The sequence below is a fragment of the Xanthomonas sp. NCPPB 3174 genome (assembly GCF_056725205.1).
Window position 1 is genome coordinate 471,555 of the sequence record NZ_CM161517.1, and the last position, 25,946, is coordinate 497,500.

The 25,946-nt window shown below is 70.1% G+C and carries 24 protein-coding genes (1 of these 24 only partly in view); 12 read left to right on the forward strand and 12 right to left on the reverse strand.

Going from position 1 to position 25,946, the window contains the following annotated elements; translation table 11 throughout:
- Positions 1 to 8: 8 nt before the first annotated feature.
- Positions 9 to 860, reverse strand: a complete 852-nt coding sequence (speE, locus tag AC1PK7_RS02200; RefSeq protein WP_017916998.1) for a polyamine aminopropyltransferase — start codon at positions 858 to 860, stop codon at positions 9 to 11.
- Between the two features lie 301 nt (positions 861 to 1,161).
- Between speE and speA the strand changes: the two genes are divergently transcribed.
- Together speA and AC1PK7_RS02210 are read left to right on the forward strand one after the other, a co-directional pair.
- On the forward strand, positions 1,162 to 3,051 hold the full coding sequence (gene speA, locus AC1PK7_RS02205) for an arginine decarboxylase (protein ID WP_267093388.1): 1,890 nt from the start codon (positions 1,162 to 1,164) through the stop codon (positions 3,049 to 3,051).
- 208 nt (positions 3,052 to 3,259) lie between these two features.
- Positions 3,260 to 4,378 (forward strand): acyltransferase family protein, encoded by a 1,119-nt coding sequence (locus AC1PK7_RS02210; RefSeq protein WP_481099719.1) that lies wholly within the window; start codon positions 3,260 to 3,262, stop codon positions 4,376 to 4,378.
- 15 nt (positions 4,379 to 4,393) lie between these two features.
- On the opposite strand, the gene AC1PK7_RS02215 is transcribed toward AC1PK7_RS02210, so the two are convergent.
- Entirely contained in the window at positions 4,394 to 5,305 is a 912-nt protein-coding gene (locus AC1PK7_RS02215; RefSeq protein WP_481099720.1) for a LysR substrate-binding domain-containing protein, read from the reverse strand.
- 100 nt (positions 5,306 to 5,405) lie between these two features.
- On the opposite strand from AC1PK7_RS02215, the gene AC1PK7_RS02220 reads away from it, so the two are divergent.
- From AC1PK7_RS02220 to AC1PK7_RS02230, 3 genes are read left to right on the forward strand one after another with little or no spacing between them, the layout of a single operon-like run.
- Positions 5,406 to 5,756, forward strand: coding sequence for a carboxymuconolactone decarboxylase family protein (locus AC1PK7_RS02220; protein WP_481099721.1), 351 nt, complete (start codon positions 5,406 to 5,408; stop codon positions 5,754 to 5,756).
- A complete protein-coding gene (locus AC1PK7_RS02225; RefSeq protein ID WP_481099722.1) occupies positions 5,756 to 6,154 on the forward strand; it encodes a tautomerase family protein in 399 nt (132 codons plus the stop codon). The genes AC1PK7_RS02220 and AC1PK7_RS02225 overlap by 1 nt, the downstream gene beginning before the upstream one ends.
- Complete coding sequence (locus AC1PK7_RS02230) at positions 6,151 to 6,705, forward strand: DUF4865 family protein (RefSeq protein ID WP_481099723.1); 555 nt, start codon at positions 6,151 to 6,153, stop codon at positions 6,703 to 6,705. Before AC1PK7_RS02225 ends, AC1PK7_RS02230 begins: the two co-directional genes overlap by 4 nt.
- A gap of 18 nt (positions 6,706 to 6,723) precedes the next feature.
- Here the strand turns inward: AC1PK7_RS02230 and AC1PK7_RS02235 are convergent, their stop codons facing one another.
- The 6 genes from AC1PK7_RS02235 to radC form a co-directional block, all read right to left on the reverse strand.
- A complete protein-coding gene (locus tag AC1PK7_RS02235) occupies positions 6,724 to 7,731 on the reverse strand; it encodes a pyridoxamine 5'-phosphate oxidase family protein (protein WP_481099724.1) in 1,008 nt (335 codons plus the stop codon).
- Between the two features lie 323 nt (positions 7,732 to 8,054).
- Positions 8,055 to 10,106 carry a TonB-dependent receptor gene (locus AC1PK7_RS02240; RefSeq protein WP_481099725.1) on the reverse strand — a complete coding sequence of 684 codons (2,052 nt, stop codon included), beginning with the start codon at positions 10,104 to 10,106 and terminating at the stop codon, positions 8,055 to 8,057.
- 248 nt (positions 10,107 to 10,354) lie between these two features.
- Positions 10,355 to 11,110, reverse strand: a complete 756-nt coding sequence (locus AC1PK7_RS02245) for an SDR family NAD(P)-dependent oxidoreductase (protein WP_010341843.1) — start codon at positions 11,108 to 11,110, stop codon at positions 10,355 to 10,357.
- 375 nt (positions 11,111 to 11,485) lie between these two features.
- Positions 11,486 to 12,322, reverse strand: a complete 837-nt coding sequence (locus tag AC1PK7_RS02250; protein ID WP_481099726.1) for an SPOR domain-containing protein — start codon at positions 12,320 to 12,322, stop codon at positions 11,486 to 11,488.
- Between the two features lie 15 nt (positions 12,323 to 12,337).
- Positions 12,338 to 14,026 carry an arginine--tRNA ligase gene (gene argS / locus AC1PK7_RS02255; protein ID WP_019800498.1) on the reverse strand — a complete coding sequence of 563 codons (1,689 nt, stop codon included), beginning with the start codon at positions 14,024 to 14,026 and terminating at the stop codon, positions 12,338 to 12,340.
- Between the two features lie 206 nt (positions 14,027 to 14,232).
- A complete protein-coding gene (gene radC / locus AC1PK7_RS02260) occupies positions 14,233 to 14,907 on the reverse strand; it encodes a RadC family protein (RefSeq protein WP_010342061.1) in 675 nt (224 codons plus the stop codon).
- A gap of 96 nt (positions 14,908 to 15,003) precedes the next feature.
- On the opposite strand from radC, the gene coaBC reads away from it, so the two are divergent.
- From coaBC to AC1PK7_RS02275, 3 genes are read left to right on the forward strand one after another with little or no spacing between them, the layout of a single operon-like run.
- On the forward strand, positions 15,004 to 16,281 hold the full coding sequence (gene coaBC / locus AC1PK7_RS02265) for a bifunctional phosphopantothenoylcysteine decarboxylase/phosphopantothenate--cysteine ligase CoaBC (protein WP_481099727.1): 1,278 nt from the start codon (positions 15,004 to 15,006) through the stop codon (positions 16,279 to 16,281).
- Positions 16,278 to 16,748 carry a dUTP diphosphatase gene (dut, locus tag AC1PK7_RS02270; RefSeq protein WP_481099728.1) on the forward strand — a complete coding sequence of 157 codons (471 nt, stop codon included), beginning with the start codon at positions 16,278 to 16,280 and terminating at the stop codon, positions 16,746 to 16,748. Before coaBC ends, dut begins: the two co-directional genes overlap by 4 nt.
- A gap of 15 nt (positions 16,749 to 16,763) precedes the next feature.
- The gene (locus AC1PK7_RS02275) at positions 16,764 to 19,097 is read left to right on the forward strand and encodes a phosphomannomutase/phosphoglucomutase (protein ID WP_481099729.1); all 2,334 of its coding nucleotides are present in this window, start codon (positions 16,764 to 16,766) and stop codon (positions 19,095 to 19,097) included.
- Positions 19,098 to 19,146: 49 nt separating this feature from the next.
- On the opposite strand, the gene AC1PK7_RS02280 is transcribed toward AC1PK7_RS02275, so the two are convergent.
- Complete coding sequence (locus tag AC1PK7_RS02280; protein ID WP_481099730.1) at positions 19,147 to 19,818, reverse strand: hypothetical protein; 672 nt, start codon at positions 19,816 to 19,818, stop codon at positions 19,147 to 19,149.
- Positions 19,819 to 19,836: 18 nt separating this feature from the next.
- Positions 19,837 to 20,496, reverse strand: a complete 660-nt coding sequence (pyrE, locus tag AC1PK7_RS02285) for an orotate phosphoribosyltransferase (RefSeq protein WP_481099731.1) — start codon at positions 20,494 to 20,496, stop codon at positions 19,837 to 19,839.
- A gap of 131 nt (positions 20,497 to 20,627) precedes the next feature.
- Between pyrE and AC1PK7_RS02290 the strand changes: the two genes are divergently transcribed.
- The 3 genes from AC1PK7_RS02290 to AC1PK7_RS02300 all read left to right on the forward strand — a co-directional run bounded on the left by AC1PK7_RS02290 (position 20,628) and on the right by AC1PK7_RS02300 (position 23,037).
- A complete protein-coding gene (locus tag AC1PK7_RS02290) occupies positions 20,628 to 21,428 on the forward strand; it encodes an exodeoxyribonuclease III (RefSeq protein WP_209245034.1) in 801 nt (266 codons plus the stop codon).
- The gene (locus AC1PK7_RS02295; protein WP_481099732.1) at positions 21,425 to 22,744 is read left to right on the forward strand and encodes an AmpG family muropeptide MFS transporter; all 1,320 of its coding nucleotides are present in this window, start codon (positions 21,425 to 21,427) and stop codon (positions 22,742 to 22,744) included. The genes AC1PK7_RS02290 and AC1PK7_RS02295 overlap by 4 nt, the downstream gene beginning before the upstream one ends.
- A 65-nt stretch (positions 22,745 to 22,809) precedes the next feature.
- Entirely contained in the window at positions 22,810 to 23,037 is a 228-nt protein-coding gene (locus tag AC1PK7_RS02300; protein WP_010342053.1) for a hypothetical protein, read from the forward strand.
- 15 nt (positions 23,038 to 23,052) lie between these two features.
- Here AC1PK7_RS02300 and AC1PK7_RS02305 read toward each other — a convergent pair whose 3' ends face one another.
- Both AC1PK7_RS02305 and AC1PK7_RS02310 read right to left on the reverse strand, forming a co-directional pair.
- A complete protein-coding gene (locus AC1PK7_RS02305; RefSeq protein ID WP_481099733.1) occupies positions 23,053 to 24,183 on the reverse strand; it encodes an anhydro-N-acetylmuramic acid kinase in 1,131 nt (376 codons plus the stop codon).
- 89 nt (positions 24,184 to 24,272) lie between these two features.
- Positions 24,273 to 25,727 (reverse strand): peptidoglycan DD-metalloendopeptidase family protein, encoded by a 1,455-nt coding sequence (locus tag AC1PK7_RS02310; protein ID WP_481099734.1) that lies wholly within the window; start codon positions 25,725 to 25,727, stop codon positions 24,273 to 24,275.
- A gap of 168 nt (positions 25,728 to 25,895) precedes the next feature.
- On the opposite strand from AC1PK7_RS02310, the gene tyrS reads away from it, so the two are divergent.
- Positions 25,896 to 25,946, forward strand: the 5' portion of a protein-coding gene (gene tyrS, locus AC1PK7_RS02315; RefSeq protein ID WP_481099735.1) for a tyrosine--tRNA ligase. It continues 1,161 nt past the right edge of the window; only the first 51 of its 1,212 coding nucleotides appear in the window; the start codon lies at positions 25,896 to 25,898; its stop codon lies off the right edge, out of view.

A 25,946-nucleotide genomic window follows, 5' to 3' on the forward strand; every position in this document is an offset into this window, starting at 1 on the left:
GTCTGGCCTTAGCCGCCCAGCGCCTCGGCCACGAACGGCGGCAGCACCTGGGTGCCGGTGTGCAGGTGCGCGCTGTAGTAGCGGGTGGCGAACGGCTTGGCCGCGGCGTCGTCCTGGCGGAAGTCGAAGCCGCCCTGCTTGCGGGCCATGGTCACGCTCCACCAGCCGGTCGGGTAGCACGGCTGCGGGAACGGCACGGTGTGGAAGCTGGCGAAGCCGGCCTTGCCCATTTCCGCGCGCATTTCCTTGATCAGGTCCAGCAGCGCCAGCGGCGATTCGGACTGCTGCACCAGGATGCCGTCGTCCTTCAGCGCCTTGAAGCAGCTCTCGTAGAAGGCCTTGTTGAACAGGCCTTCGGCCGGGCCGACCGGGTCGGTGGAGTCGACGATGACGATGTCCACGCTGCCGGCCGGGCAGTTGGCCATGTAGGCCACCCCGTCGTCGAACAGCAGTTCCGCGCGCGGGTCGTTGTTGGAGTCGCACAGCTCCGGGAAATACTTCTCGGCCATGCGCGTGACCTGCTCGTCGATGTCGCACTGGGTGGCGCTTTCCACGCCCGGGTGCTTGAGCACTTCGCGCAGGGTGCCGCAGTCGCCGCCGCCGATGATCACCACGCGCTTGGGCGCGGCGTGGGTGAACAGCGCCGGGTGGCTGATCATCTCGTGGTAGAAGAAGTTGTCGCGCGTGGTCAGCATCACCGCGCCGTCGATCACCATCAGCTTGCCCCAGTCGGTGGTGTCGTAGATCTCGATCTTCTGGAACGGCGACTGCACCTCGTCCAGCTTGCCGGTGATGCGGTAGCCGATGGCCGAGCCGGTGGGCTGGAAGTGTTCGATGTACCAGTTGTCGTTGGCGCTCATGGAATGTCCTAGGAAAGCAAAAAGAATGCAGCGTTTCCTTCTCCCCCCGGGAGAAGGTGGCGCGAAGCGCCGGATGAGGGTCGGGCGCAGCCTCGTGCAGCCGAGCCACACGACGCTGTTACCACACCTTTCCGGATGAGGGTCGGGCGCAGCCTCGCGCATCCAGCCCGCACCACGCGCCCACGAACCCGGCGCGGCTCCACCAGGAGCCGAGGGCATCGGAATGGCGCGGATTGTAACGGACCCCACGCGTAGCAGGGGTTACAATCCACGCCCTTTTTCCGTCAGCCGAGCCGCCACGATGAGCGATTGGTCCCTCGACCAAGCCCGCAAGACCTACTCGATCCCGCACTGGGCCGACGGGTACTTCGACGTGGACGCGGCCGGCCGGGTGGTGGTGCGGCCGCAGGGCGCCGACGGCGTGGCGATCGCGCTGCCGGAGGTGGTGGACGCCGCGCGCGCGGCCGGCGCCAAGCTGCCGATGCTGGTGCGCTTCCCCGACATCCTCGGCGAGCGCCTGGGCAAGCTGCAGGCCGCCTTCGCCCAGGCCCAGGCCGACTGGGACTACACCGGCGGCTACACCGCCGTGTACCCGATCAAGGTCAACCAGCACCGCGGCGTGGCCGGCACCCTGGCCAGCCACCAGGGCGAGGGCTTCGGCCTGGAGGCCGGCAGCAAGCCGGAACTGATGGCGGTGCTGGCGCTGTCGCGGCCGGGCGGGCTGATCGTCTGCAACGGCTACAAGGACCGCGAATACATCCGCTTGGCGCTGATCGGGCGCAAGCTCGGCCTGCAGACCTTCATCGTCATCGAGAAGCCGTCGGAGCTGAAGCTGGTGCTGGAGGAGGCGCGCGCGCTGGACGTGAAGCCGGGCCTGGGCGTGCGCATGCGCCTGGCCTCGCTGGGCGCGGGCAAGTGGCAGAACAGCGGCGGCGACAAGGCCAAGTTCGGGCTGTCGCCGCGGCAGGTGCTGGACCTGTGGAAGACCCTGCGCGACACCGAGTACGCCGACGCGCTGAACCTGCTGCACTTCCACATGGGCTCGCAGATCTCCAACGTGCGCGACATCGCCAACGGCATGCGCGAGGCCACCCGCTATTTCGTCGAGCTGTCCAAGCTGGGCGCGAAGATCAGCCACGTCGACGTCGGCGGCGGCCTGGGCATCGACTACGAAGGCACCCGCTCGCGCAGCTATTGCTCGATCAACTACGGCCTGCATTCCTACGCCAGCAACATCGTGCAGCCGCTGGCCAGCGCCTGCGAGGAGCACGGCCTGGCGCCGCCGCGCATCGTCACCGAGTGCGGGCGTGCGATGACCGCGCACCACGCCGTGCTGATCGCCAACGTGTCCGAGGTGGAGCAGGCGCCGGAAGGCCGCGTGCCCGACGCGCACGACGACGAACCGGCGGCGATCCGCCACCTGCGCGAGATCCATGCCGAACTGGATCAGCGCCCGGCGGTGGAGCTGTTCCAGGAGGCGCAGCATTTCCATGCCGAAGGCCTCAGTGGCTACGCCCTGGGCCAGATCGACCTGACCCACCGCGCGCGCATCGACGACCTGTTCTACGCCATCGCCCATGGCGTGCGGGCGCGGCTGAGCCACGAGGAAAAGAGCCATCGCCCGGTGCTGGACGAGCTCAACGAGCGCCTGGTCGACAAGTACTTCGTCAACTTCAGTGTGTTCGAGTCGATCCCCGACGTGTGGGCGATCGACCAGGTGTTCCCGATCGTGCCGATCGAACGCCTGAACGAGGCGCCGGCACGGCGCGGCGTGGTCTGCGACATGACCTGCGATTCCGACGGCATGGTCAAGACCTACGTCGAGAACGAAAGCCTGGACAGCTCGCTGCCGCTGCACGCGCTGCGCCCGGGCGAGAGCTACCGCATCGGCTTCTTCCTGGTCGGCGCCTACCAGGAGATCCTCGGCGACATCCACAACCTGTTCGGCGACACCGACGCGGTGGAAGTGGCGGTGGACGGCGACGGCTACCGCATCGCCCAGCAGCGCCGCGGCGACACCACCGACGTGATGCTGGACTACGTCGGCTACCGCCTGGACGACCTGCGCGCCGCCTACGCCGAACGCGTGGCCGCCGCGCAGTTGCCGGCCGCGCAGGCGACGGAACTGGCCGACGCGCTCGAGGCCGGCCTGACCGGTTACACCTACCTGTCGGACGAACCGCTGGGCTGACAGCGGCGACCCACGCAAGCCCCTCTCCCCCCGGGAGAGGGGTTGGGGTGAAGGTACGCCCGTGCACGCAGCATGGAGGCCAGGCTTAGCCGCCTGGCGCCGCGGCTGCATCTTCCAGGCGCGATCGTTTGGGCGTCGGTAGACGGCCACTGCCGCAACCGGCGATGCAACCAGTAAGCTGCGCGCTCCCCACCGCCACCGTCCCACGATGCGCTATCCCGGCCTCGACCTGCTGCGCGCCATCGCCATCGTCTGGGTGATGTTGTTCCACTCCTTCGTGGTCGGCGGGCTGGGCCCGGATTGGGAGTGGCTGTCGCGCTATGGCTGGATGGGCGTGGACCTGTTCTTCGTGCTCAGCGGTTTCCTGATCGGCGGCCAGGTGCTGGCGCCGCTGGCCCGCGGCGAGCGGCTGCGCTACGGCGAGTTCTACTGCCGCCGCGCCTACCGCATCCTGCCGGCGTACGTGGTGGTGCTGGCGTTGTACCTGGCCTGGCCCGGCTTCCGCGAAGCGCCGGGGATCGCGCCGTGGTGGCTGTTCGCCAGCTTCACCCTCAACCTGGGCATCGACTACGCCAACCAGCAGGCGTTCTCGCATGCCTGGTCGCTGTGCGTGGAAGAGCACTTCTACCTGGTGTTCCCGCTGCTGGCGGCGTGGCTGCTGCGGCGGCCGTCCGCGCCGCGTGTCGTGGCGCTGTGCGTGACCGTGGTGCTGGCCGGCATCGCCCTGCGCAGCGCCATCTGGCTGCACGACAGCGCGCTAGATCGGATCGGCGCCGGGTTGCAGCGCAACTGGTTCATCGAGGATCTCTACTACCCGACCTGGAACCGCCTGGACGGCCTGCTGGCCGGCGTGGCGCTGGCGGTGCTGAAGACCTTCCGACCGCAGCAGTGGCAGCGCCTGCTGCGCCATGCCAGCACGGTGGCGCTTGCCGGGATCGTGGTCTGCGCGCTGGCGATGTGGCTGTTCCGCGACCGCACCGGCCTGCTCGGCAATGCGGTCGGCTGGCCGGTGCTGTCGTTGGGGCTGGCGTTGCTGGTCGGCGCCGGTGCCTCCACGCAGGGATGGCTGGGGCGTTGCCGGGTGCCGGGTGCGGCCTGGCTGGCCGCGGTGTCCTACAGCCTGTACCTGAGCCACAAGGCCGCGTTCCATCTGACCCAGGTGTGGTTCGGCGCGCTGCTGGACGAGCGCGGGCCGCTCGCCTTCGCCGCCTACGCCGGGATGGCGCTGCTATTCGCGGCTGGCCTGCACTACGCGGTGGAGCGGCCGTTCCTGCGCCTGCGCGAGCGGCGCAGCGCTCCCGCCCCGATCGCGCTGTCCGGCCGCTGACGTTCTGCGACGTCCTCATCCGCGCTCGGCCAGCGCCGCATGCGCCGCCTGCAGGCGCTGTTGCAGGATCTCCGCCAGCCGCGTCACCGCCGGCGGTGGCGTGGCGACCGCGCGGTGCAGGGTCAGTCCCAGTGTCGGCAGCGCCGGCAGGCCGCCGGCGCCGGGCGCCAGCAGGGTCAGTCCGGCCGGCACGCCGGCCGGGGTGCGCAGGGTGATGCCCAATCCGGCGCGGACCGCCGCCCACACCCCGCCAAGGCTGGCGCTGGTGAAGGCGATGCGCCACGGGATGCCGGCACGGTCCAGGGCGGTGGTCGCGGCGGTGCGCAGCAGACACGGTGCTTCCAGCATCACCAGCGGCAGCGGCGCGTCGCCGCTCCAGGTGGGCGTCGTGGACAGGCTGCTGCGGTCGTCTGCGGCGATCCAGCGCAGCGGCCACGCCGCTTGCGCCTGCCGATGCGGCGAGGCGGCGCCGGACTCCCAGGCCAGGGCCAGGTCCAGGTGCCCTGCCTCCACCCGTGCCAGCAGTTCCTGGTGGCGGGCGATGCGCGCTTCGATCCGCACCTGCGGGTGGGCGCGGGCGAAGCGCCCCAGCACGTCCGGCAGCATGTGCTCGCCGAAGTCCTCCTGTAGCCCCAGCCGCACCCAGCCCTGCAGCGCCGTGTCCTGCAGCGCCACGACGGCCTCGTCGTTGAGCTCAAGCAGCCGCCGCGCGTAGCCCAGCAAGGCTTCGCCGGCCTCGGTCAGGGCCAGGCCGCGGCCCTGGCGGCGCAGCACCGGCTGCCCGGCCTGCTCCTCCAGCTTCTTCAACTGCGCGCTAATCGCTGAGGTGGAGCGCCCGCGGCGGTCGGCTGCCTTGGCGAAGCTGCCCAGTTCCACGCCGGCGACGAAGCTGCGCAGCGCGTCGAGGTCAAAGGTGAGGGGGCGCATCGGTCGATCCTGATTTTCCGGACAGTCGTTTCGATATTTTCCGATTTTTCGGAAGGTTGTGCGCGGCTAGGCTGTGCCCGTTCCCACGCGAGACCTTCCGATGTCCGATCCAGCCACCCCGTTTCCTTCCCCGCAGGCCGCGTTCGGCGACATCGCGCCGGCCTTCGCCCGCCTGACCGACGAGGTGCTGTTCGCCGAGGTGTGGCAGCGCCCGGGGTTGTCGCCGCGCGAACGCAGCCTGATCACGGTGGCCACGCTGGTCGCGCTGTCTCGGCTGGAGCAGTTGCCGTTTCACCTGGCGCGCGCGCTGGACAACGGCCTGGACCGCGAGGCCCTGGCCGAAGCCATCACCCACCTGGCGTTCTACGCCGGCTGGCCGTGCGCGGCATCGGCACTGCCGTTGCTGCGCGCCGCCAGTGCGGCGAAGCCGGCCACGACGGAGACGCGCTGATGCCGTACGCCCGCATCTCGCTACTGCGCGGTCATCCGCCTGCCTATCTGCGCGCGCTGTCGGCCAGCCTCTACCAGGCCATGCACGAGGCCTTCGACGTGCCGGCTGGCGACTGCTTCCAGGTCATCCACCAGCACGACCCGGACGAACTGGTGTTCGACCGCCACTACCTGGGCGGGCCGCGCTCGGATGGCTTCGTGCTGATCGCCATCACCGCCGGCCGCGAACGCAGCGACGCCTGCAAGCAGGCGTTCTACCGGCGCCTGGTCGAGCTGCTGGCGATCGCGCCGGGGATCGCCCCGGAGGACGTGATGGTCACCATCGTCACCACCGCGGCGCAGGACTGGTCCTTCGGCGGCGGCCGCGCCGGCATTGCCGCCAGCGGAGCACCGGCATGATCGCCATGCAGTACAGCATCGCGCTGCCGGCGGACTACGACATGGCGATCATCCGCCGCCGCATCGCCGACAAAGGGCCCTTGCTCGACACGCTGCCGGGGCTGCGGTTCAAGGCCTACCTGGTCGCCGACCGACACGATCCGCACCTGCACGCCCGGCAGAACCTGTATGCGCCGTTCTATCTGTGGCGCGATGCGGCGGCGATGCACGCATTCCTCGCCGGCCCCGCGTTCGTCGCGCTGTGCGAGGCCTTCGGCCGCCCGCCAGTGCAGTCGTGGATGGTCGGCACGGCATGGACGTCCGCGGCGCTGCGCACGGCGCGCTATGCCACGCGCGTGCTGCAAGCGCCGTCGCCGGCCTTGGAGAACGATGCCGACGCTGTGCGTGCGCCCGACGAACGCATGCTGGCCACGGTGCACGGTTACGAACCGCAGGGATGGACGCGGCTGCGGTTTCATCTGTGGCGCGACCTGCCGCCGGCGGATGACGATGCGCACTGCTATGCGGTGCATCACCTCAGCGCGCCCGGCGCGATCGACGCAGACGGGTGAACCGGCGGCGTTGCGCGCTCAGTACATGTTCTTCTTGTAGTCGGCCTGCAGTCCTTTGCGGACCATGCCGGGCACCGAGACCGCCGCGCGCAGCAGCGTGGCCTGGGCGCCGCGCGCGCCGCTGCGCCTGACGTGGTCGCGGAAGATCGTCGGCGGGTCCAGGTCGTGTGCGATGGCAGTGGGCGGCCAGTGGTCGAAGCGGCCCAGCGCAGCACTGTGGATGTCTTCGAGCACCGCCGGCAGCACCCGCACCGCCAGATGCGGAACGCGTCCATCAACCGCGAGCGCGCTGCGGATCGCTGCATCGGTGCTGGGACGAGCGAGCCCTTCGATGCGCACGCAGCGCGCGCTGCCGGGGCGCAGCGCCAGCAGCGCGATCTGCGGCCGCGCCAGCAGATTGCCCAGGCTGTCGACGCGGCGATTGCCTGGCCGGTCGGCGAACCACCAGGCGTCGCGGTGGGCTTGCAGCAAGGCGCCGGCGCGATCGCCGCGCGGGCTGACATCGACGCGGCCTTCGGCATCGGCGGTGGCCAGCACCAGCAGCCGGCAACTTCCCAGAAATCCATCCGGCGTCTGCGGCGGCGCTTCGTCGGTGGATTCCGCGGCCTGCCACCAGTCGGCGCGGAGCAGGGCCTTGGCGCAGTGCAGATAGCATTCCTCGACGGCAACGAACACGCGCGTGCCGTCGTCGCCGGCGATGCGGCCATTGATGCGCAGGGTCTCGCCCAGGCCGGGCACCAGGAACAGCGAGCCGAAGCCGGCGCCGACAGGCGTGGGGGCCGCATCCAGCGCCTGCAGCGGGAGCGACAGCAGGTGCGGGGTGTCGCCGCACGCAAAGCCGGGCGCACCGCTGCCCACGCTCAGCGCCAGGCGCTGAGCCGCGACGCCGGCGAACAGCAGCGGGCTGGCGGCCAGCCAGCGCAGTGCGTGCGCGTCCAGATGGTCGATCACCTTCATGTCGCGCGGGCCAGGCAGACGGCCCACGCAATCCTGCAGCTGTGCCGCGTCTGTAATGAAGTCGGTCATCGCCGCGGCCCCTGCGAGGAAAGGACGGCGCGGTCGAACGGAGAGGGAGAGAGCATCGCAAAGCACTCCGGTGAAAGGGCGGAAGGCTTGCGCGAAGGCTGGCGACGCCGGAACCGTACCACATGCGGCGAGGACGTCGCATCCGATGACTGCGCGGCTATCCTTGCCCAGGCAAACGCCGCTGCCGGGCACCTCTCACCCCGGGACGTGCCCCATCGGCGCGGTTTCTTCAGACGCGATGGTCGCGTTCGCGGTGAAGCCCGTCGCGGCTGAAGCCGCTCCTGCGCAGCACGCTGTGGCGGATGCAGGTGATGCGAGTTGCCCTACAGCCGCAGTTCGAAACCGAGATAGGCGGAACGTGCGGGCGCTGGCGAAAACATCGGCTGGTCGTTGCCGCCCCAGAAGAAGTTGTCGTACCAGACGTAGGCATAGCGCGCGTCGGTGAGGTTCTTCATCTGCAGGTCGAGGCTTGCGCGCGGGCTGAGCTGGTAACGCACGCTGGCATCGACCACGCGGAAGCCGCCGTACTTGCCCTGCGTGTTGCGTTCGTCGATGTAGTAGTCGCCCTGCGCGCGCGCCTGCACGCCGAACTTCCAGCGCGCGTCGGGCCGGTAGTCGAGGCCGACGTTGCTGATGTAGCGCGGCGTGGAGAACACCTCGCGTCCGCGCAGCGACTCGCCGGTGGCGGTGTAGGCGCTGACCACCTTGGCTTCCTGCAGCGCGTGCGAGATCCACGCCGTCCAGCGTTCGCCCAGTTGTGTGTTCAGTTGCAGGTCCACGCCTTGCCGACGGGTCTGGCCGAGGCCGACCGTGGTGCCGGTGCTGGGCATGTTCGCCACTTCGTCGGTGGCGTCCTGGCGCCAGACCGCCACGCGCGCCTCGGTGCCGGCCACCGGCTGCAGTTTCAGGCCCAGTTCCTTGCCGGTGTTGATCGAGGGCCGGAACGCCGGTTGGCCCGGGGTGAGATAGGCCGGCGCGGTGGAGCCGGTGAGGATCTGGAAGGTACGGCCCCAATTGGCGTACACGCTCAGCTGCGGCGTCAGCGCGTAGATCACGCTGAGCTTGGGCTGGTCGATCCAGCCGTAGCGCTGCAGCGGCGCGTGGATGCCGCCCGGCAGCGCGGTCTCACCGGAGAAGCGGTCGGCACGGAATGCGGGGACGATCTTCAGCGCATCGCTCGGTTGGATCACCGCCTGCAGGTACAGGCCGAGGTTGTCCAGGCTGTAGCGGTCGTCGTTCTGCACGCGTGCCGGGGCGCGATCGAAATCGGTCGGCACGCTGTAGGCATAGCGCGCGCGGCGGTAGCGATTGTCCTGGTGCTCGGCGTTGACGCCGGCTTCCACGCTGAGCAGGGCGCTGGCCTGCCAGGTGACCGTGCTGAGCAGGCCGGTCTGGGTTTCGTCCCACTGCCGACGCTGCCGCGGCGCATTGCCCAGCGGGTAATTGGTGAAGGTGACGCGGCGGTCGTCTTCATAGCGGTTGAAGTACAGCGTATTGCGCAGGTGCAGGCCGTCGCCGAGTTTGAAGTCGGCATGCACGCTGGCCTGGCGCATGTAGCGGTCGTCGCCGTCGTTGGCGTTCTTCGGCGGCGATTGTTCGCGGTCCTCGGCCAACTCGGTGGCAGTGAGGAAGCCGGGTTCGTCGGCGTCGTGATGGTAGGCGCGGGCGATCAGGCCGATGCGGGCGGCATCGTCGTCTTCGCCATAGAACCATTTGCCGCCCAGGGTGTACTTGCGCGAGCTGTCGTGCTGGCGATAGCCATGCGCGGCCTGCGCGCCGACGAAATAGTTCTGCGCCAGACCATTGGCCTCATGGCCGACGGCGTACTGCAGTTCGCGGGTGGCGAAGCTGCCATAGCTCAGGCGCAGGTCCTGGTAGTTGCCGCCCTGGCGGGTGGCGATGTTGAAGTTGCCGCCGATGTTGTGCAGGCCGTAACGCGGATCGTTGGTGCCGCGCACTACCTCGATGTAGGCGATCTCCAGCGGGAAGATCATGTCGATGAAGCGTTGGTTGCCGCTGTTGACGTTGCTCGGCACGCCGTCGATCAGCACCTTGATGCCGTTGATGTAGCCCTCGCCGTTGAAGCCACGGAAGGTGACCTTGCCGGACTCGGCGCCCTGGCGGGTTTCGGTGAGCTGCATGCCGGGCATCTGCCCGAGCAGCTCCCAGCTGTTCATGACGGCCTTGTCGCCGATCTGTTCGCTGCCGAGCACGTCGACCGAGCTGAGGATGTTGCGCGTGGACAGCGAGGCGGCGCTGTGGCGCCGCGCTTCCACGGTGCCGAGCGTGGTGGTGGTGTCGGTTGTCGTCTGCGCGGCGCCGTCGCCGGCCGCGAGCCCGGCCAGCACGGCGAGGGCATGGGTGTAGGTCTTCATGGTGGCTGTGGACGAAGCGGAAGTGGGGGGGGCTGGCGGCAGCGGTGGGCTGCAGGCGAGCAAGTGGTGCGCCGCCCGATACCGGGCATGGCTCCATGAAAGATATGTTATATCATTTCGTTAACGCATTGTCGGAATTGCCATCCGACCGGCGCAATCGATACGCGTCGCTGCCGCGTGGCGGCATAGGGGCTCGCATGAGAAAAGAAGCGTCGTGGCGGAGCCGCGCGTCGCGGCCCCGCGGCTGTTCAGGCCGGTTGCCGCGCGACCTGGAAGCCGGCGAAGGACTGCGTCACCGGCATGATTTCCAGCCGATTGATGTTCAGGTGCGGCGGCAGCGTCGCCACCCAGAAGATCTGTTCGGCGATGTCCTCGGCGGTCATCGGCTGCGCGCCCTGGTAGAGCGTGTCCGAAGCCTTCTGGTCGCCATGGGTGCGGACCAGGGTGAACTCGGTTTCGGCCATGCCCGGTTCGATCGCGGTCACGCGCACGCCGGTGCCGTGCAGGTCCGAGCGCAGGCCCAGCGAGAACTGGCTGACGAAGGCCTTGGTGCCGCCGTAGGTGTTGCCGCCGGGATAGGGATACAGCGCGGCGACCGAACTGATGTTGATGATCGCGCCGCGGCGCTGGATCAGCGTCGGCAGCAGGCGATGGGTCAGCGTCACCAGCGCGGTGACGTTGGTGTCGATCATCGTGCGCCAGTCGTCCAGTTGCGCGGCCTGCGCCGGCGCGGTGCCCTGGGCCAGGCCGGCATTGTTGACCAGCAGGTCGATGCCGCGGAACGCCTCGGGCAGCGCCGCCAGCATCGCGTCCAGCGCGTCGGTGTCGCGGATGTCGAAGGCGGCGATGTGCACGCGTTCGGCGCCGAAGGCGTCCAGCAGCGGCTGCAGGCGCTCGGCGCGGCGGCCGGTGGCGATCACGCGCCAGCCCGCGTCGACGAAGCGGCGCACGGCGGCGGCGCCAAAACCGGAGGTGGCACCGGTGATCAGGGCAGTCTGGGTCATTGGGGGGCCGGGAATGGGGAGGGGAGAATCGGGAATGGTAAAAGCAAATGCGGTGGCAGGGCGTCGACGCCGCCTTGCGCACGCGGAGGATCACCGCACGCGCGCGATCAGCGCCGCCGCCGCGGCGTCGCAGACAACCCAGCATTCTGTCCCGTAGCCACAGGTCTCAGGGAACGGGCGAGCACGCGCTCTTCCCATTCCCGATTCCCGGCACTACTGCGCCCTGATCGATCGCCGGCAGCCCGCGGCCATTGAACTGCATCGCCGCGTCAGCGTCGACGCGTCATTGGCGACGCGGCATGCATGCACGCGAAGACGAAAACGACACGGAACCCGCTTCTCCGAATCCCGATTCCCGATTCCCCAATCCCGGCTTCACTGCGCCTTGATCGCGATCGCCGACAACCCGCTGCCGTTCAACTTCTGCTTGGCCTCGGCCAGTTCGCTGGCAGTGCCGTAGGGCCCCATGCGCACGCGGTACACGGTCTTGCCGCTGATCTGCGCCGATTCCACGCGTGCCGACAGGCCCAGCATCGCCAGCTTGGCCTTGGTCGACTCGGCATCGCCGGAGGCGCCGAACGAGCCGGCCTGCAGGATGTAGCGTGCGGTGTCGGGGGCTGCAGTCGCCGCGGTTGCCGCCGGTGCGGTGGTCGCGGCCGGCGTTGCCGCCGCAGCCGCTGGCCTGGAGGCGGCCGGCGTGGCGCTGGCCGCGGTGCTCGGCGTTTCCGGCAACGGGGTCGGATTGGCGGCCGTCGTGGTCGGCGCAGTGGCGACCGCGGTCGGGGTGGTGCCGGCGGCCGCCGTGCCTGCGGCGGTCTGCGCCTTGGCCTGGCGAATGGCCTCGGCGCGCGCGCTGGCGGCCAGTTCGGCGTCGGACATCTGCACTTCCTTGCCGGGCAGCAAGGTGTAGAAGTCGTACTGGGTCTGCGCGTCCTTCTTCGCTTCCGGCTTGGTGCTGCCGGCCGCGTTGGCGGCGGGCTTGGGCAGCTCCGGGGCCGCATCGACGTCGGCATCGGCCACCGGTGCGGGCTGCGCGTCCGGATTGGCGCGCGGGCCGCCCACGCGCAGGAAATCGCCGTCCTTCTTGAACAGGCCCGGCGCGCCGAGGAACACCACCGCGGCGATCGCCGCGCCGGCGATCAGCCACACCCATCCGGGCGTGCCGTTGCCGGTGTTGCGCCGGGCCTGGGTCTTACCGCGTCGTGCTGCCATTTACCGCTTCTCCACTCACATTTTTTCCGGGGCCGAGACGCCCAGGAGATTCAGACCGTTCGCCAGTACCTGCTGCGCCGCCACCGCCAGGGTCAGCTTGGCGTTGCGCTCGCCGGCGTCGTCCACCAGCACCGGAGTGCCGTGGTACCAGGTGTGGAAGGCCGTGGCCAGTTCGCGCAGGTATTGCGCGATCAGGTGCGGCTCCAGCGCATGTCCCGCATTCTCCACCACTTCCGGGTAGCGCGAGAGTTCCTGCATCAGTTCCAGCGAGGTCGCGTCGCTGAGCCGGTTCAGCTGCGCCTGGCCGTCGGCCTGGTCGTAGTCCAGCTTCTTCTCCTGCGCCTGGCGCAGCAGGCTGCACACGCGGGCATGCGCGTACTGCACGTAGAACACCGGGTTGTCGTTGCTCTGCTGGCGCGCCAGGTCGATGTCGAAGGTGAGCTGCGAATCGGGCTTGCGCGCGATCAGGAACCAGCGCGTGGCGTCGCGGCCGGCTTCCTCGATCAGGTCGCGCAGGGTCAGGTAGCTGCCGGCGCGCTTGGACAGCTTCACTTCCTCGCCGCCGCGCATCACCGTGACCATCTGGTGCAGCACGTATTCCGGCCAGCCCTTGGGGATGCCCAGGTCCATCGCCTGCAGGCCGGCGCGCACGCGCGCCAGCGAGCCGTGGTGGTCGGCGCCCAGTTCGGTGATGGCGCGCACATAGCCGCGCTGCCACTTGCTCAGGTGGTAGGCCACGTCCGGCACGAAATAGGTATACGTGCCGTCGGACTTGCGCATCACCCGGTCCTTGTCGTCGCCGAAATCGGTGGATTTCAGCCACAGCGCACCACCGTCCTCGTAGGTGTGGCCGGAGGCGACCAGCTTCTGCACCGCCTCCTCGACCTTGCCGTCGCGGTACAGCGAGCTTTCCAGGAAGTAGATGTCGAAATCCACGCCGAACGCGGCCAGGTCGTGGTTCTGCTCGTTGCGCAGATAGGCCACGGCGAAGCGGCGGATCGCGTCCAGGTCCTGCGGGTCCTTGGCGCCGGTGACCACGTGGCCCTCCAGGTCCACTGCGGCGCCGGCCATGTAGGCCTCGGCCACGTCCTGGATGTAGTCGCCGCGGTAGCCTTCTTCCGGCCAGTCCGGGCTGTCCGGGGTCTTGCCCAGGGCGCGCGCCTGCACCGAGCGCGCCAGGTTCTCGATCTGGTTGCCGCCGTCGTTGTAGTAGAACTCGCGCTTGGCATTCCAGCCGTTGGCCTCAAGCAGGCGCGCCAGGCAGTCGCCGATGGCCGCGGCACGGCCGTGGCCGACGTGCAGCGGCCCGGTCGGGTTGGCCGAGACGTACTCCACGCCCACGGTGCGGCCGTTGCCGACCAGGCTGCGGCCGTAGTCCTCGCCCTGCTTGAGCACCGCCAGCACCTCGCGCTGATAGGCGCCGGGGCCGAGGTGGAAATTGATGAAGCCGGGGCCGGCGATCTCGACCTTGCTGACATCGTCGTTGGCCGGCAGCGCGTCCACCAATTGCTGGGCGAGGGCGCGCGGATTGGTGCGCGCGGCCTTGGCCAGCAGCATTGCCGCGTTGGTGGCGAAGTCGCCGTGCTCGCGGGTCTTGGGGCGCTCGACCACGAAGTCCGGCGGCAGGGTGTCGGCCGGCAGGGTGCCATTGGCGCGCAAGGCTTCGATGCCTTGACCGATCAGGGCGCGGAGTTGGGATTTCACGAGATCTCTGCTTGAAGCGCGGAACCGGCGATTTTACCCGACCCGCCGCCTCCCGGCCCGTCCCGGGTTCAGCCCGACCTCAGCCGTGACGCCGTGACCGGGCGCAGGCCTGCGCCCGGGCCCGGGCCCGCTGCGCGCCCGCCGGGCCGGGTGTCGCCTTGTGGGGCACGCGCGCCACCCCGGCACCGCCCGCCACGCGCATCGGTTCAGGCCCAGCCGCGCGAAGCCATCGAGACCGGGACGCCGTCGCCGACGATGAAGTGGTCGAGCAGGCGCACGTCGATCAAGTCCAGCGCCTGTTTCAGCCGGTCGGTGACGGCGCGGTCGGCGGGCGAGGGTTCCGGGTTCCCGGACGGATGGTTGTGGCCGATGATCACGGCGGCGGCATTGAGCGTGAGCGCACGCCGGACCACCTCGCGCGGATGCACCTCGGCGCCGTCCACGGTGCCCTGGAACAGCTCCTCGAAGGCCAGCCAGCGGTGCCGGGTGTCCAGGAACAAGGCGGCGAAGACCTCGTATGGCCGCGCCCGCAGGCGTTGCGCGAAGTAGCGGCCGGCGGTGACCGGGTTGCTGAGGGTGTCGCCGCGCTGCAGTTCCGCGGCCAGGTGGCGCTGGCCCAGTTCCAGCGCCGCCGACAGCTGGCAGGCCCGCGCCGGCCCCAGCCCGGGCAGGCGCACCAGGTCGCCGGGCGACCGGTCCAGCAGCGTGCGCAACGGCCCGTGCCGGTGCAGCAGGTCGCGTGAGGTGCGTACCGCGTCGCTGCCGGGCAGACCGGAGCCGAGAAAGATCGCCAGCAGTTCGGCGTCGGAAAGGGCCCGGGGACCGCGCGCCAGCAGCTTTTCCCGGGGACGTTCTTCGCAGGGCCAGTCGGAGATGTGCATATCGCCAGGGTGCCGGCCGACATGGCGCAACGGTATCAGGCCGCCAAAAGCCATCGGGTAAGCTAATCGTCCTTGTATGGGTAGGACATTCCCGACGTGACCGCGATTTTCGAGAGGCCCCTGCCGGGGCGACGTGTGCTGTTGTGCGTCGGCGGGGGAATCGCCGCCTACAAGGCGCTGGAACTGGTGCGGCGGCTGCGCGATGCCGGCGCCGAGGTCCAAGTGGCGATGACCGCCGGCGCGCAGCAGTTCGTCACCCCGCTGAGCTTCCAGGCGCTGTCCGGCCATCTCACCCGCACCACGCTGTGGGACAGCGGCGCGGAGCAGGCGATGGGCCATCTGGAACTGGCCCGCTGGGCCGAACACATCGTGGTGGCGCCGGCCACCGCCGACCTGCTGGCGCGCCTGGCGCATGGGCTGGCCGACGACCTGGTCGGCACGCTGTGCCTGGCCAGCACAGCCCCGCTGACCGTGTGCCCGGCGATGAACCACCGCATGTGGCTGCACCCGGCCACCCAGGCCAACATCGCCACCCTGCGCCAGCGCGGCGCACAGGTGGTCGGCCCCAACGACGGCCCGCTGGCCGAAGGCGAGTCCGGCCCCGGCCGCCTGGCCGAACCCGGGCAGATCGTCGCCGCGCTCGCCGGGCGCACGGACCAGGGCGCCGCGTCGGCCACGCCGGCCGCCGCCACCGCCGTCCCGTCGCGTTCCGACACTGGCGCCACCGGCGCCCTGCGCGGGCTGCGCCTGCTGATCAGCGCCGGTCCCACCTACGAAGACCTGGATCCGGTGCGCTACTTGGGCAATCGCAGCAGCGGCAAGATGGGCTACGCGCTGGCCGCGGCCGCGGCCCGGCAGGGCGCCGAGGTGGTGCTGGTCAGCGGTCCGGTGCATTTGTCTACGCCCGATGGCGTGCAGCGCATCGACGTGCGCTCGGCCGCGCAGATGCGCGAGGCGGTGCTGGGCGCATTGCCCGCGGACATCTACATCGGCACTGCCGCGGTCGCCGATTACACGCCAAAACAGGTGGCGGCGCAGAAGATCAAGAAGAGCGGCGAGACCCTGACCCTGGAGCTGACCCGGACCCCGGACATCCTGGCCGAGGTCGCCGCGCAGACCCAGGCGCTGAAGCTGGTGGTCGGCTTCGCCGCCGAGACCCACGACATCGAGCGCTATGCCCGTGGCAAACTCGCTGACAAGCACCTGGACCTGATCGTGGCCAACCGGGTGGGGGTGGCCGGCAACGGCTTCGAGAGCGACCAGAACGCGGCCACCGCCTATTGGCAGGACGGCGAACGCGACTTCCCGGCGGTCTCCAAGACGCAACTGGCCGAACAACTGCTGGACCTGATCGCGCAGAGGCTGCACGCATGAGCACTCCCACGCCCCATCCGCTGCAGGTGAAGCTGCTGGATCCGCGCTTCGGCGACAGCTGGCCGCTGCCCGACTACGCCACCGAAGCCAGCGCCGGGCTCGACCTGCGCGCGGCCACCGAGGCGCCGCTGACCCTGGCCCCGGGCGACACCGCGCTGATCCCCAGCGGCCTGTCCATCTACATCGCCGATCCGCAGCTGTGCGCGGTGGTGCTGCCGCGTTCGGGCCTGGGCCACCGCCACGGCATCGTGCTCGGCAACGGCACCGGCCTGATCGATGCCGACTACCAGGGACCGCTGCTGATCAGCATCTGGAACCGCGGCCGCGAGGACTTCACCATCGCCCCCGGCGACCGCATCGCGCAACTGGTGGTGATGCCGGTCGTGCGTGTTGCCCTGCAGGTGGTGGATACTTTCGCCGACAGCGCCAGGGGAACGGGTGGATTCGGCCATACCGGAGTGCGCTGACAGGGGATCGTCTGCATGAGCGAGGCAACACAAGCGCGGCCGGTGCCGCAGGGTTTGCGCAAGGTGGCGCCTCTGCTGACGGTGCTGCTGGTGCTGATGGTCGTCTGGTTCGGCTGGAGCGGGGTGGAGCAATGGCGCGCCGAACAGGCCGCCACCACCCTGGAGCAGGCGCGCGATGCCGCGGTGACGCAGACCCAGCAGGCGCTGGCGGGCGTGGGCAAACGCCTGTCCGAGCGCCTGCAGCAGCCGGCCGTGCAGGCGGCCCTGAGCCGCGGCGACGCCGCGGCCGCGGCCCAGGCGCTGCGCGCGGACTGGGCGCAGGCCGAGGACGCGCAGGTACTGCCGGCCGACCTGGAACCGGGCTACGCCGATGCGGCGCGCTTCGGTTACGGCCGCCTGGCGCTGCTGGAAAAGACCCTGCTGAGCGACAAGCTCGCCAGCGCGGTGATTCGCGACGGCGGCGGCCCGCGGCTCGGGCTGGCCGCGCCGGTGTCGCTGGGAGGCAACGCCGCGGTGGTCTACCTGCGCCTGCCGCTGGCGCTGGTGACCGACCCGGTCGCGCAGGCGCCGGTGCCGGGCAGCGGCTATCTGGCGCTGCGCCAGGGCAACTACGACGTGATTGCCGCCGGCAACAATGCGCTGCACGACCGTGCCGACGCGCTGTCGCGCCCGGTCGGCGACAGCGGCCTGCGCATGGTCGCCTCGCTGCCGGATGGCGAGGCCGGCCCGCTGGGGCTGGGGGCGATGCCCTGCCTGCTGGTCGCCGGCCTCTGCCTGGTGCTGGGCGCACTGCTGTTGCTGGCCGCGCGCGGGCGCCTGCCGCAGCCGCGGGTACGCCGCGCCGACGCCGCGGCCACCGAAGAACACACTCTGCAGCAGAGCCTGCAGCGCCAGGAGCCGCCCCCGCCGCCGCCTGCCGCCGAGGAGGCCGCGCCGGCCAAGCCGGTGCCGGCGTTCGCGGTGGCGCCGGAGATCTTCCGCGCCTACGACATCCGCGGCGTGGTCGGCCGCGACCTCAGCCCGCAGGTCGCGGCGCTGATCGGCCAGGCGATCGGCGCGGTGATGCAGGAGCAGGGACTCAACGAGGTGGTGGTCGGCCGCGATGGCCGCCTGTCCGGGCCGGAACTGTCGGCCGCGCTGATCGAAGGCCTGCGCCGCGCCGGTTGCCATGTCACCGACATCGGCCTGGCGCCGACCCCGGTGGTCTACTTCGCCGCCTACCACCTGCGCGCCGGCAGCTGCGTGGCGGTGACCGGCAGCCACAACCCGGCCGACTACAACGGCTTCAAGATCGTGGTCGGCGGCGAGACGCTGTCCGGCGCGGCCATCGCCGACCTGTACGCGCGGATCAGCGCCGGCCGCCTGCCCACGGCCGAGGAGCCGGGCCGGCTGCAGCAGCGCGACGTCGGCGACGATTACATCCAGCGCATCGCCGACGACGTGCAGCTGGACCGCCCGCTCAAGGTCGTGGCCGATGCCGGCAACGGCGTCGGCGGCGAACTGGCGCCGCGGCTGCTGGAAGCGATCGGCGCCGAGGTCGTGCCGCTGTACTGCGACGTCGACGGCACCTTCCCCAACCACCATCCCGATCCCAGCGAGCCGCACAACCTCGAGGACCTGGTGCAGACGGTGCGGCGCTTCGATGCCGACCTGGGCGTGGCCTTCGACGGCGACGCCGACCGCCTCGGCGTGGTCACCAAGGAAGGTACGGTGATCTACCCGGACCGCCTGCTGATGCTGTTCGCCGCCGACGTGCTGCAACGCAATCCCGGCGCGCTGGTGATCTACGACGTCAAGTGCACCGGCAAGCTGTCCGACTACGTGCTGCGCAACGGCGGCAGCCCGCTGGTGTGGAAGACCGGGCATTCGCTGATCAAGGCGAAGATGCGCGAGACCGACGCCGAACTGGCCGGCGAGATGAGCGGCCATTTCTTCTTCAAGGAGCGCTGGTACGGCTTCGACGACGGCCTGTACGCGGCGGCGCGATTGCTGGAGATCCTGGCCCAGCGCGAGGAATCGCCGTCGGAGGTGCTGGCCGAACTGCCCGACAGCGTGGCCACGCCGGAGATCAAGCTGCCGGTGGACGGGCAGGACGCGCACGCGCTGGTCGCCGACCTGGTCGCCCAGGCCCAGCAGGAGGGCTCGCCGTTCGCCGGCGCGCGGCTGCTGACCATCGACGGCCTGCGCGTCGACTTCCCGGATGGCTGGGGGCTGGTCCGCGCGTCCAACACCACGCCGGTGCTGGTGCTGCGCTTCGAGGCCGACAACGCGGCGGCGCTGGAGCGGATCAAGGCGCTGTTCCGCGGCCAGGTGCAGGCGGTGCTGCCCGGCGTGGCGCCGACCTTCTGAGCCAACGGCACGCGCCCGGGCTGGTCCGGGCGCCGGGCGCCACGGCGGCTCAGCCGCCGGCGGTGGTCGCGGTCGCTGCCGGGCCGCCGCCGCGGGCCGCCCGATAACGCTGCAGCACGTCCTCGATTTCCTGGTCCAGGCCGAGCCGCTGCTGTTCGAAGTTCTTCTGCATGCGCAGTTGCCACAGCAGGGCGCGGTGCCGTTGCTGCACGTCGTCGGCGATCTTGGCGGGCACGCTCTGCCCGGCCAGTTCGCGCGCGCCGGCGCCGGACAGCAGGCCGATCAGACCCTGGCGCAGGCTGTCGACGTTGTAGCGGGCGGTGTTGATGTTGTTGTCGACGATGCCGATGCGCTCGGCGAACACCCGGCGCAGTTCGTCCTCGGTCTGGTACGACAGCAGCATCGCCTGGTCGGTACGCTTGCGCGTCTCCAGCGCGGCCTGGTCGGCGCGCTGCTGCGCGGCATCGGCCGCGGCCGCGGCGCGTTCGTCGGCGTTGAGCGCACGCCCGACCTCGGCGCTGCGCATGCCGCTGGTGGCGTTGAACTCGTCGCGCGCCTGGTTCACCGCTTCCGGCGGCAGCGCGTCGCTGCAGGTGCGTTGGCCGCCCTGGTTCCAGCAATACAGCTTCTTGGACGGTGCCGACGCCTGTTGCGCGGTGGCCGGCAAGGCCAGCAGCGCCAACACGGCTGGCAGGACGCGGTTGCGTGGTCGGATCGGCATCTCGGCAGCCCCCTGCTGTCAGCCAGACGAAGCGCAACCGTAGCGGACCCGGTAGGCCAGCAGCGGTTCGCGGAAGCCGACAAGGTCTGCGTTTCCGTCGATGAATGCAAGCAGGTCGCCCAGATGCGCGACCGACACCACAGGAACGCCGGCTTCGGCGGCCACCGCCTGCGCCGCCGAGCGGCGGTCGTCCTCGGCCGCGATCTCCTGGCGGTCCAGCGCGACCAGGATCGCGGCCGGCTCGCCGCCGGCGGCGCGGATGATGCCCAGCGCCTCGCGGATCGCGGTGCCGGCGGTGATCACGTCGTCGACGATCAGCACCCGGCGGCCGGCCAGCGGCGCGCCGATCAGGCTGCCGCCTTCGCCGTGCGCCTTGGCTTCCTTGCGGTTGAACGCCAGCGGCAGGTCGCGCCCGCGCCGCGCGTATTCGCAGGCCACCGCCGTCGCCAGCGGGATGCCCTTGTAGGCCGGGCCGAACAGCAGGTCGAAGTCGAGCCCGGCCGCGTCGGCCGCATCGGCGTAGCACGCCGCCAGCCGCGCCATGCTGGCACCGGAGTCGAAGCGCCCGGCGTTGAAGAAATAGGGGCTGAGGCGCCCGGACTTCAGCGTGAACTCGCCGAAGCGCAGCGCTTCCGCGTCCAGGGCCAGTTGCAGGAAACGTTGCCGGTAGTCGGTCATTTGGGGGGCCGGGATTCGGGATTAGAGATTGGGGATTCGTAAAAGCGTACCCCATGCGCGGACGCTGCACGGGCGTGACCGGCTATGCTTTCACACATCCCGTCATCCCCAATCCCGAATCCCAGCACCTCATGCGCATCATCAGCTTCAACGCCAACGGCCTGCGGTCGGCCGCCACCAAGGGCTTTTTCGAGTGGTTCGCCACCCAGCAGGCGGATGTGCTGTGCGTGCAGGAGACCAAGGCGCAGGAGCATCAACTGGCCGGGCCGGCGTTCCTGCCGGACGGCTACCGGGTCTGGTTCCGCGACGCCAGCACCAAGAAGGGCTACAGCGGCGTGGCCATCTACAGCAAGCGTGAACCCGACGAGGTGCGCACCGCGCTGGGCTGGCCGGAGTTCGACGAGGAAGGCCGCTACCTCGAGGCGCGCTTCGGCAACCTGAGCGTGGTGTCCTTCTACATTCCCTCCGGGTCCTCCGGCGAGCTGCGCCAGGGCTACAAGTTCCAGGTCATGGACTGGCTGCGGCCGATCCTGGTGGAGTGGCTGCACAGCGGCCGCGACTACGTGCTGTGCGGCGACTGGAACATCGTGCGCTCGGCGCTGGACATCAAGAACTGGAAGTCGAACCAGAAGAACTCCGGCTGCCTGCCGGCCGAGCGCGACTGGCTCAACGGCCTGTGCGCCGACCGTGCCGACGAGGCCGACCCGGCCAGCGGCCGCGGCTGGGTCGACGCCTACCGCGCGCTGCATCCGGACGGCCAGGACTACACCTGGTGGAGCAACCGCGGCGCGGCGCGCGCCAACGACGTGGGTTGGCGCATCGACTACCAGTTCGTCACTCCAACCCTGCGCGAGCGCCTGCAAGGCTGTTCCATCTATACCGCGCAGCGCTTCTCCGACCATGCGCCGTTCACGGTGGACTACCGCGAATGAGCGGCAGCACCTCCGCGGCGCCGGTGTCCTACAAGGGCTGGGCCGGGATCAAGCGCGCCTTCGCCACGCCGTCGGCGGCGACGATGGCGTTGCTGGGCTTCGGCAGCGGCCTGCCGTTCCTGCTGATCGCCTCGCAGACCCTGTCCACGCGCCTGCGCGACGTCGGCCTGGACCTGGGCAGCATCGGCCTGATCAGCCTGGCCAGCTTCTTCTACCTGCTCAAGTTCCTGTGGGCGCCGTTGCTGGACCGCTCCCGCTTCCCGTTGTTCGGCTTCCTCGGCCGGCGCCGTTCGTGGCTGCTGGTCGCGCAGCTCGGCGTGGCCATCGGGCTGGTGGCGCTTGCCTTCACCCGCCCGGAACTGAGCGTGGGCGCGCTGGTGCTGTGGGTGCTGATCGCCTCCTTCGCCGGCGCCACCCAGGATTCGGTGGTGGACGCCTACCGCATCGAGATCGCGCCGTCCTCGGCGCAGGCCGCGCTCGCTGCGACCTACACCTTCGGCTACCGCATCGGCCTGATCCTGTCCGGCGCCGGCGCGCTGTATCTGGCGCAGTTCGGCAACTGGACCTTGGCCTATCTGGTCATGGCCGGGCTGATGCTGCTGCCGATCGTCACCACTCTGGTGTGCCGCGAGCCGGAGGTGCCGGCCTCGACGGTGGTGCGCAGGATCGACGTGGTCGGTGCGTTCTGGCAGCCGATCTCCAGCTTCTTCTCCAGCAACGGCCTGGCGCTGGGCCTGGCGCTGCTGCTGTTCGTGGGCCTGTTCAAGTTCCCGGACCAGGTGATCGGGGTGATGTCCGGCCCGTTCTACCTGGACTCGGGCTTCGACAAGGCCGACATCGCCACCGTCTCCAAGCTGTTCGGGGTCTGGATGGGGATTGCCGGCGCCTTCGCCGGCGGCCTGGCGGTGGCCGCCTTCGGCTTCCGACGCATGCTGCTCGTCGCCGCGCTGGGCGTGGCGCTGTCCAACCTGGCGTTCCTGCTGATGGCGCACAACCCCGGCCAGCTCTGGTCGTTCTACGCCGCGCTCAGCGCCGACAACCTGTTCCAGGGCTTCGCCGGCACGGTGCTGGTCGCCTTCATGTCCTCGCTGACCGACCGCAACTTCACCGCCACCCAGTACGCGCTGCTGGTGTCGCTGGCCAACCTGCCGGGCAAGTTCGTCGGCGGCGTCTCCGGCTACATCGTCGAAGCCACCTCCTACAGCACCTTCTTCGTGCTCAGCGCCTTCACCGTGATCCCGACTCTGTTGCTGCTGGCCTGGCTGTGGCCGCGGATCCGCGAACAGACGCCGCAGGCGGCCGCCTCCAGCGATTGAAAGGCGGTCCCCGGGCAGGGATGATGGGCAGCGGCGCATGCGTGCGCCGCCGTCCGGGAGTCCGCATGAGCGACCTTGTGTTGCGCGATATCGACCCGTTCCTGCTCGAACGCATCCGCCGCATCGCCGTCGCGCGCGGCTGGACCCAGCGCCAGGCGGTGCTGGCGCTGATCGAGCAGGGCCTGTTCTCCAGCGAGTACGACGTACGCAGCGGGTTCGAGCACCGCGAAGTGGATGCGCTGTCGGAGGCGATCGCGGCCTTGCGCGCGCTGCCCGCCGGCAGCGGTTTCTGAATCCCGACGCCTCGCTTACGCGGGGTGGATCGCGCCAAGGATGCGCGGCCCGCGCGCACCGCTGACCGACGGCAGGTTGCCCGGCAGCCCGGCCAGGGTCTGCCGCGCCAGCCAGGCGAAGCCCATCGCTTCGATGTAGTCAGGGTCCAGGCCCTGCGTTTGGGTCGACTGCACCTGCACGCCCGGCAGCCGCGCCTGCAACTGCGCCAGCAATAGCGGGTTGTGCACGCCACCGCCGCACACCAGCAACTGCCGGGTCGCCGGCTGCTGCGTCAGCAAGGCATCGGCGATGGTGGCCGCGGTCAGTTCCAGCAGCGTCGCCTGCACGCTGGCCGGCGCGGGCGCCGGGCTGTCCAGGCAGGCCTCCAGCCAACGCAGGTGGAACTGCTCGCGCCCGGTGCTCTTGGGCGGCGGCAGCGCGAACCACGGATCGGCCAGCAGGCGCTGCAGCAGGTCGGCGTCGACCGTGCCGCTGGCGGCGAAGGCGCCGCCGGCATCGTAGGGCTGGCCGCGATGGCGCTGGCACCAGGCATCGAGCAGCGCGTTGGCCGGGCCGGTGTCGAAACCGCGCACGGCACCGTGCGCCGGCAGCAGGGTCAGGTTGCCGATGCCGCCGAGATTGAGCACCGCCCGGTCCTCGTGCGCCGCCCCCAGCATCGCCGCATGGAAGGCCGGCATCAGCGGCGCGCCGTGGCCGCCGGCGGCGACGTCGCGGCGGCGGAAATCGCAGACCGTGGCGATGCCGGTCAGTTCGGCGATGCGGTTGCCGTCGCCGAGCTGCCAGGTGAAGGCGGGGTTCGCCAGCGGGCGATGGCGCACGGTCTGCCCGTGCGACCCGATCGCGCGCACCGCTGCCGGCGCCACCCCAGCGTCGTCGAGCAGGCGCAGCGCCGCCTCGGCGAAGGCGATCGCGACCTCGGCATCGAGTTGCCCCAGCGCGTCCAGCGAGGCGATGTCGCCGCCTTCGCCCAGCGCGATCAGCGCCGCGCGCTGCTGCGGTGCCCAGGCATAAGTGCGGCCCAGCTGCAGCTGCGGGTTGCCGTCGTGGCCGAAGCGCACCAGCGCGGCATCGATGCCGTCGGCGCTGGTGCCGGACATCAGGCCCAGGAACAGGGCGTCGTCGGGAACGGCGGAAGGCGGGGACATGTTAGGCACCAGGCGGCGATCGGCGCCGCAGCGTGTGCCAGGCGCCGCCGCCCGTCAATGCGCGGCGCGGCGGAAGCGGACGCCAGTGCTCAGCCGGCGTCGTGCGAGGCGGCGGCCTTTGACGAGGCGACGACCTTCTTCTTCTTCGCCCCCTGCTCGTCGGCATCGGCGTAGATCAGCTTTTCCACGCGCTGGATGCGCGCCAGCGCCGGCGAGGTCTGCGCACGGAACGCGGCCAGTTCGGCCCCGGCCAGCGGGGTCGGCGGCGGCATCGTCACCGAGGCCGGATTGCGCTGCACGCCGTCCACGCGGAATTCGTAGTGCAGGTGCGGACCGGTGGCCATGCCGGTCATGCCGACGTAGCCGATCACCGTGCCCTGGTTGATGCGCTGGCCGGCCTTGATCCCGCCGAAGCGCGACATGTGCCCGTACAGCGTGCTGTAGCCCTTGCCGTGATCCAGGATGACGACGTTGCCATAGCCGCGCTGGGTGCCGACGAACTGCACCCGCGCATCGCCGGCGGCCATGATCGGGGTGCCGGTCGGCGCCGCGTAGTCGATGCCCTTGTGCATGCGCATGGTGCCCAGCACCGGGTGCTTGCGCGCGCCGAAGGTGGAGCTGATGCGGCTGTAGGACACCGGCATGCGGATGAAGCTCTTCTTCAGCGGCCGCCCGGTCACGTCGAAGTACTCGGCCGGCTTGCCGCCGCGCTCGAAGCGGAAGCCGCTGTAGGTCTTGCCGCGGGTGGTGAAGGTCGCCGCCAGGATCTTGCTGGTGTCGATGCGCTCGCCTTCGCGCCAGGTCTCGTCCATGACCACGCTGAAGCGGTCGCCCGGCTGCAGGTCCTTGTCGAAGTCGATGTCGTACTTGAAGATCTCGTCGGTCATCGTCGCGATCGCCGACGGCGACAGCCCGGCCTTGCGTGCGGCCACGTACAGCGAGCTGGTGATCTCGCCGCTGGTGACCACGGTGCGCGTGCTGGTCTCGCGCTCGATCACCTTCTCCTTGATGTCGTCGCCCAGCAGCGACAGTTCCACCCGGTGGGTGGCATCGCGATCGAAGCGCAGGGCGCGCAGATCGCCCGTCGTCGCCAGGTCGAAGCCGATCTCGGCGCCCGGGCGCAGCTTGGTCAGCGCGTCGTGGGTGCCCGGATGGTCCAGCACCCGCTGCATCACCGTGGCGGGGATGCCGAGCTGCTCGAACACCGAGCCCAGGGTCTGCCCGGACTCGATCCGCACCACCTGCCAGTTGTCGGTGATCGCCGCCTGCTGTTGCTGGGCAAGCGAGATCGGCGGCAACGGCAGCGCCAGCGTCGCCTGCGTGGTCTGCAGCGGCACGTCGATGGCGTTGGAGAAGCCCGGGACGATGGTGGCGACCATCGCGCCGATGGTGGCGAACAGGCTGGCGTGGATCCAGTGACGGCGCGTCCAGCGGCCGGCGGGAAGATGTTCCTTCAACTTGCGATGCAGCGCAGTGTCGTGGAGAACGTGAAGGCGTTGCTGGAACCGCTGCCGGCGCGCGCGTTCTTGATCACTGTTGGGCATCAAGGCTTCCTCACGAGCCCGAAGCGCGAGCTCAAAACTCGGCTACCATAAACATCGTTCCACAGCGCGTCAAACCATTGAGAAGGCTCGGATTTTCACCTGGCTGCACGGTTAACTCGCTCTTAACGCCATTCACGTTTGTTGACGCCATTCGCCGGAGTTCCTGTTTTGTCCACGATCGAAGAGTCCCTTGTCCTGATCGGCCGCGGTGCCGACGAA

Excerpts from the sequence above, each read along its gene's own strand:
- AC1PK7_RS02250 (WP_481099726.1), bottom strand. The coding sequence starts at position 12,322 with ATGGCAGCACGACGCGGTAAGACCCAGGCCCGGCGCAACACCGGCAAC.
- dut (WP_481099728.1), top strand. The coding sequence starts at position 16,278 with ATGAGCACTCCCACGCCCCATCCGCTGCAGGTGAAGCTGCTGGATCCG.
- AC1PK7_RS02310 (WP_481099734.1), bottom strand. The coding sequence starts at position 25,727 with ATGCCCAACAGTGATCAAGAACGCGCGCGCCGGCAGCGGTTCCAGCAA.
- AC1PK7_RS02210 (WP_481099719.1), top strand. The coding sequence starts at position 3,260 with ATGCGCTATCCCGGCCTCGACCTGCTGCGCGCCATCGCCATCGTCTGG.
- AC1PK7_RS02275 (WP_481099729.1), top strand. The coding sequence starts at position 16,764 with ATGAGCGAGGCAACACAAGCGCGGCCGGTGCCGCAGGGTTTGCGCAAG.
- radC (WP_010342061.1), bottom strand. The coding sequence starts at position 14,907 with ATGCACATCTCCGACTGGCCCTGCGAAGAACGTCCCCGGGAAAAGCTG.
- speA (WP_267093388.1), top strand. The coding sequence starts at position 1,162 with ATGAGCGATTGGTCCCTCGACCAAGCCCGCAAGACCTACTCGATCCCG.
- AC1PK7_RS02245 (WP_010341843.1), bottom strand. The coding sequence starts at position 11,110 with ATGACCCAGACTGCCCTGATCACCGGTGCCACCTCCGGTTTTGGCGCC.
- AC1PK7_RS02300 (WP_010342053.1), top strand. The coding sequence starts at position 22,810 with ATGAGCGACCTTGTGTTGCGCGATATCGACCCGTTCCTGCTCGAACGC.
- AC1PK7_RS02240 (WP_481099725.1), bottom strand. The coding sequence starts at position 10,106 with ATGAAGACCTACACCCATGCCCTCGCCGTGCTGGCCGGGCTCGCGGCC.
- AC1PK7_RS02230 (WP_481099723.1), top strand. The coding sequence starts at position 6,151 with ATGATCGCCATGCAGTACAGCATCGCGCTGCCGGCGGACTACGACATG.
- AC1PK7_RS02290 (WP_209245034.1), top strand. The coding sequence starts at position 20,628 with ATGCGCATCATCAGCTTCAACGCCAACGGCCTGCGGTCGGCCGCCACC.
- AC1PK7_RS02280 (WP_481099730.1), bottom strand. The coding sequence starts at position 19,818 with ATGCCGATCCGACCACGCAACCGCGTCCTGCCAGCCGTGTTGGCGCTG.
- AC1PK7_RS02235 (WP_481099724.1), bottom strand. The coding sequence starts at position 7,731 with ATGACCGACTTCATTACAGACGCGGCACAGCTGCAGGATTGCGTGGGC.
- AC1PK7_RS02305 (WP_481099733.1), bottom strand. The coding sequence starts at position 24,183 with ATGTCCCCGCCTTCCGCCGTTCCCGACGACGCCCTGTTCCTGGGCCTG.
- AC1PK7_RS02295 (WP_481099732.1), top strand. The coding sequence starts at position 21,425 with ATGAGCGGCAGCACCTCCGCGGCGCCGGTGTCCTACAAGGGCTGGGCC.
- AC1PK7_RS02215 (WP_481099720.1), bottom strand. The coding sequence starts at position 5,305 with ATGCGCCCCCTCACCTTTGACCTCGACGCGCTGCGCAGCTTCGTCGCC.
- AC1PK7_RS02225 (WP_481099722.1), top strand. The coding sequence starts at position 5,756 with ATGCCGTACGCCCGCATCTCGCTACTGCGCGGTCATCCGCCTGCCTAT.
- AC1PK7_RS02220 (WP_481099721.1), top strand. The coding sequence starts at position 5,406 with ATGTCCGATCCAGCCACCCCGTTTCCTTCCCCGCAGGCCGCGTTCGGC.
- speE (WP_017916998.1), bottom strand. The coding sequence starts at position 860 with ATGAGCGCCAACGACAACTGGTACATCGAACACTTCCAGCCCACCGGC.
- pyrE (WP_481099731.1), bottom strand. The coding sequence starts at position 20,496 with ATGACCGACTACCGGCAACGTTTCCTGCAACTGGCCCTGGACGCGGAA.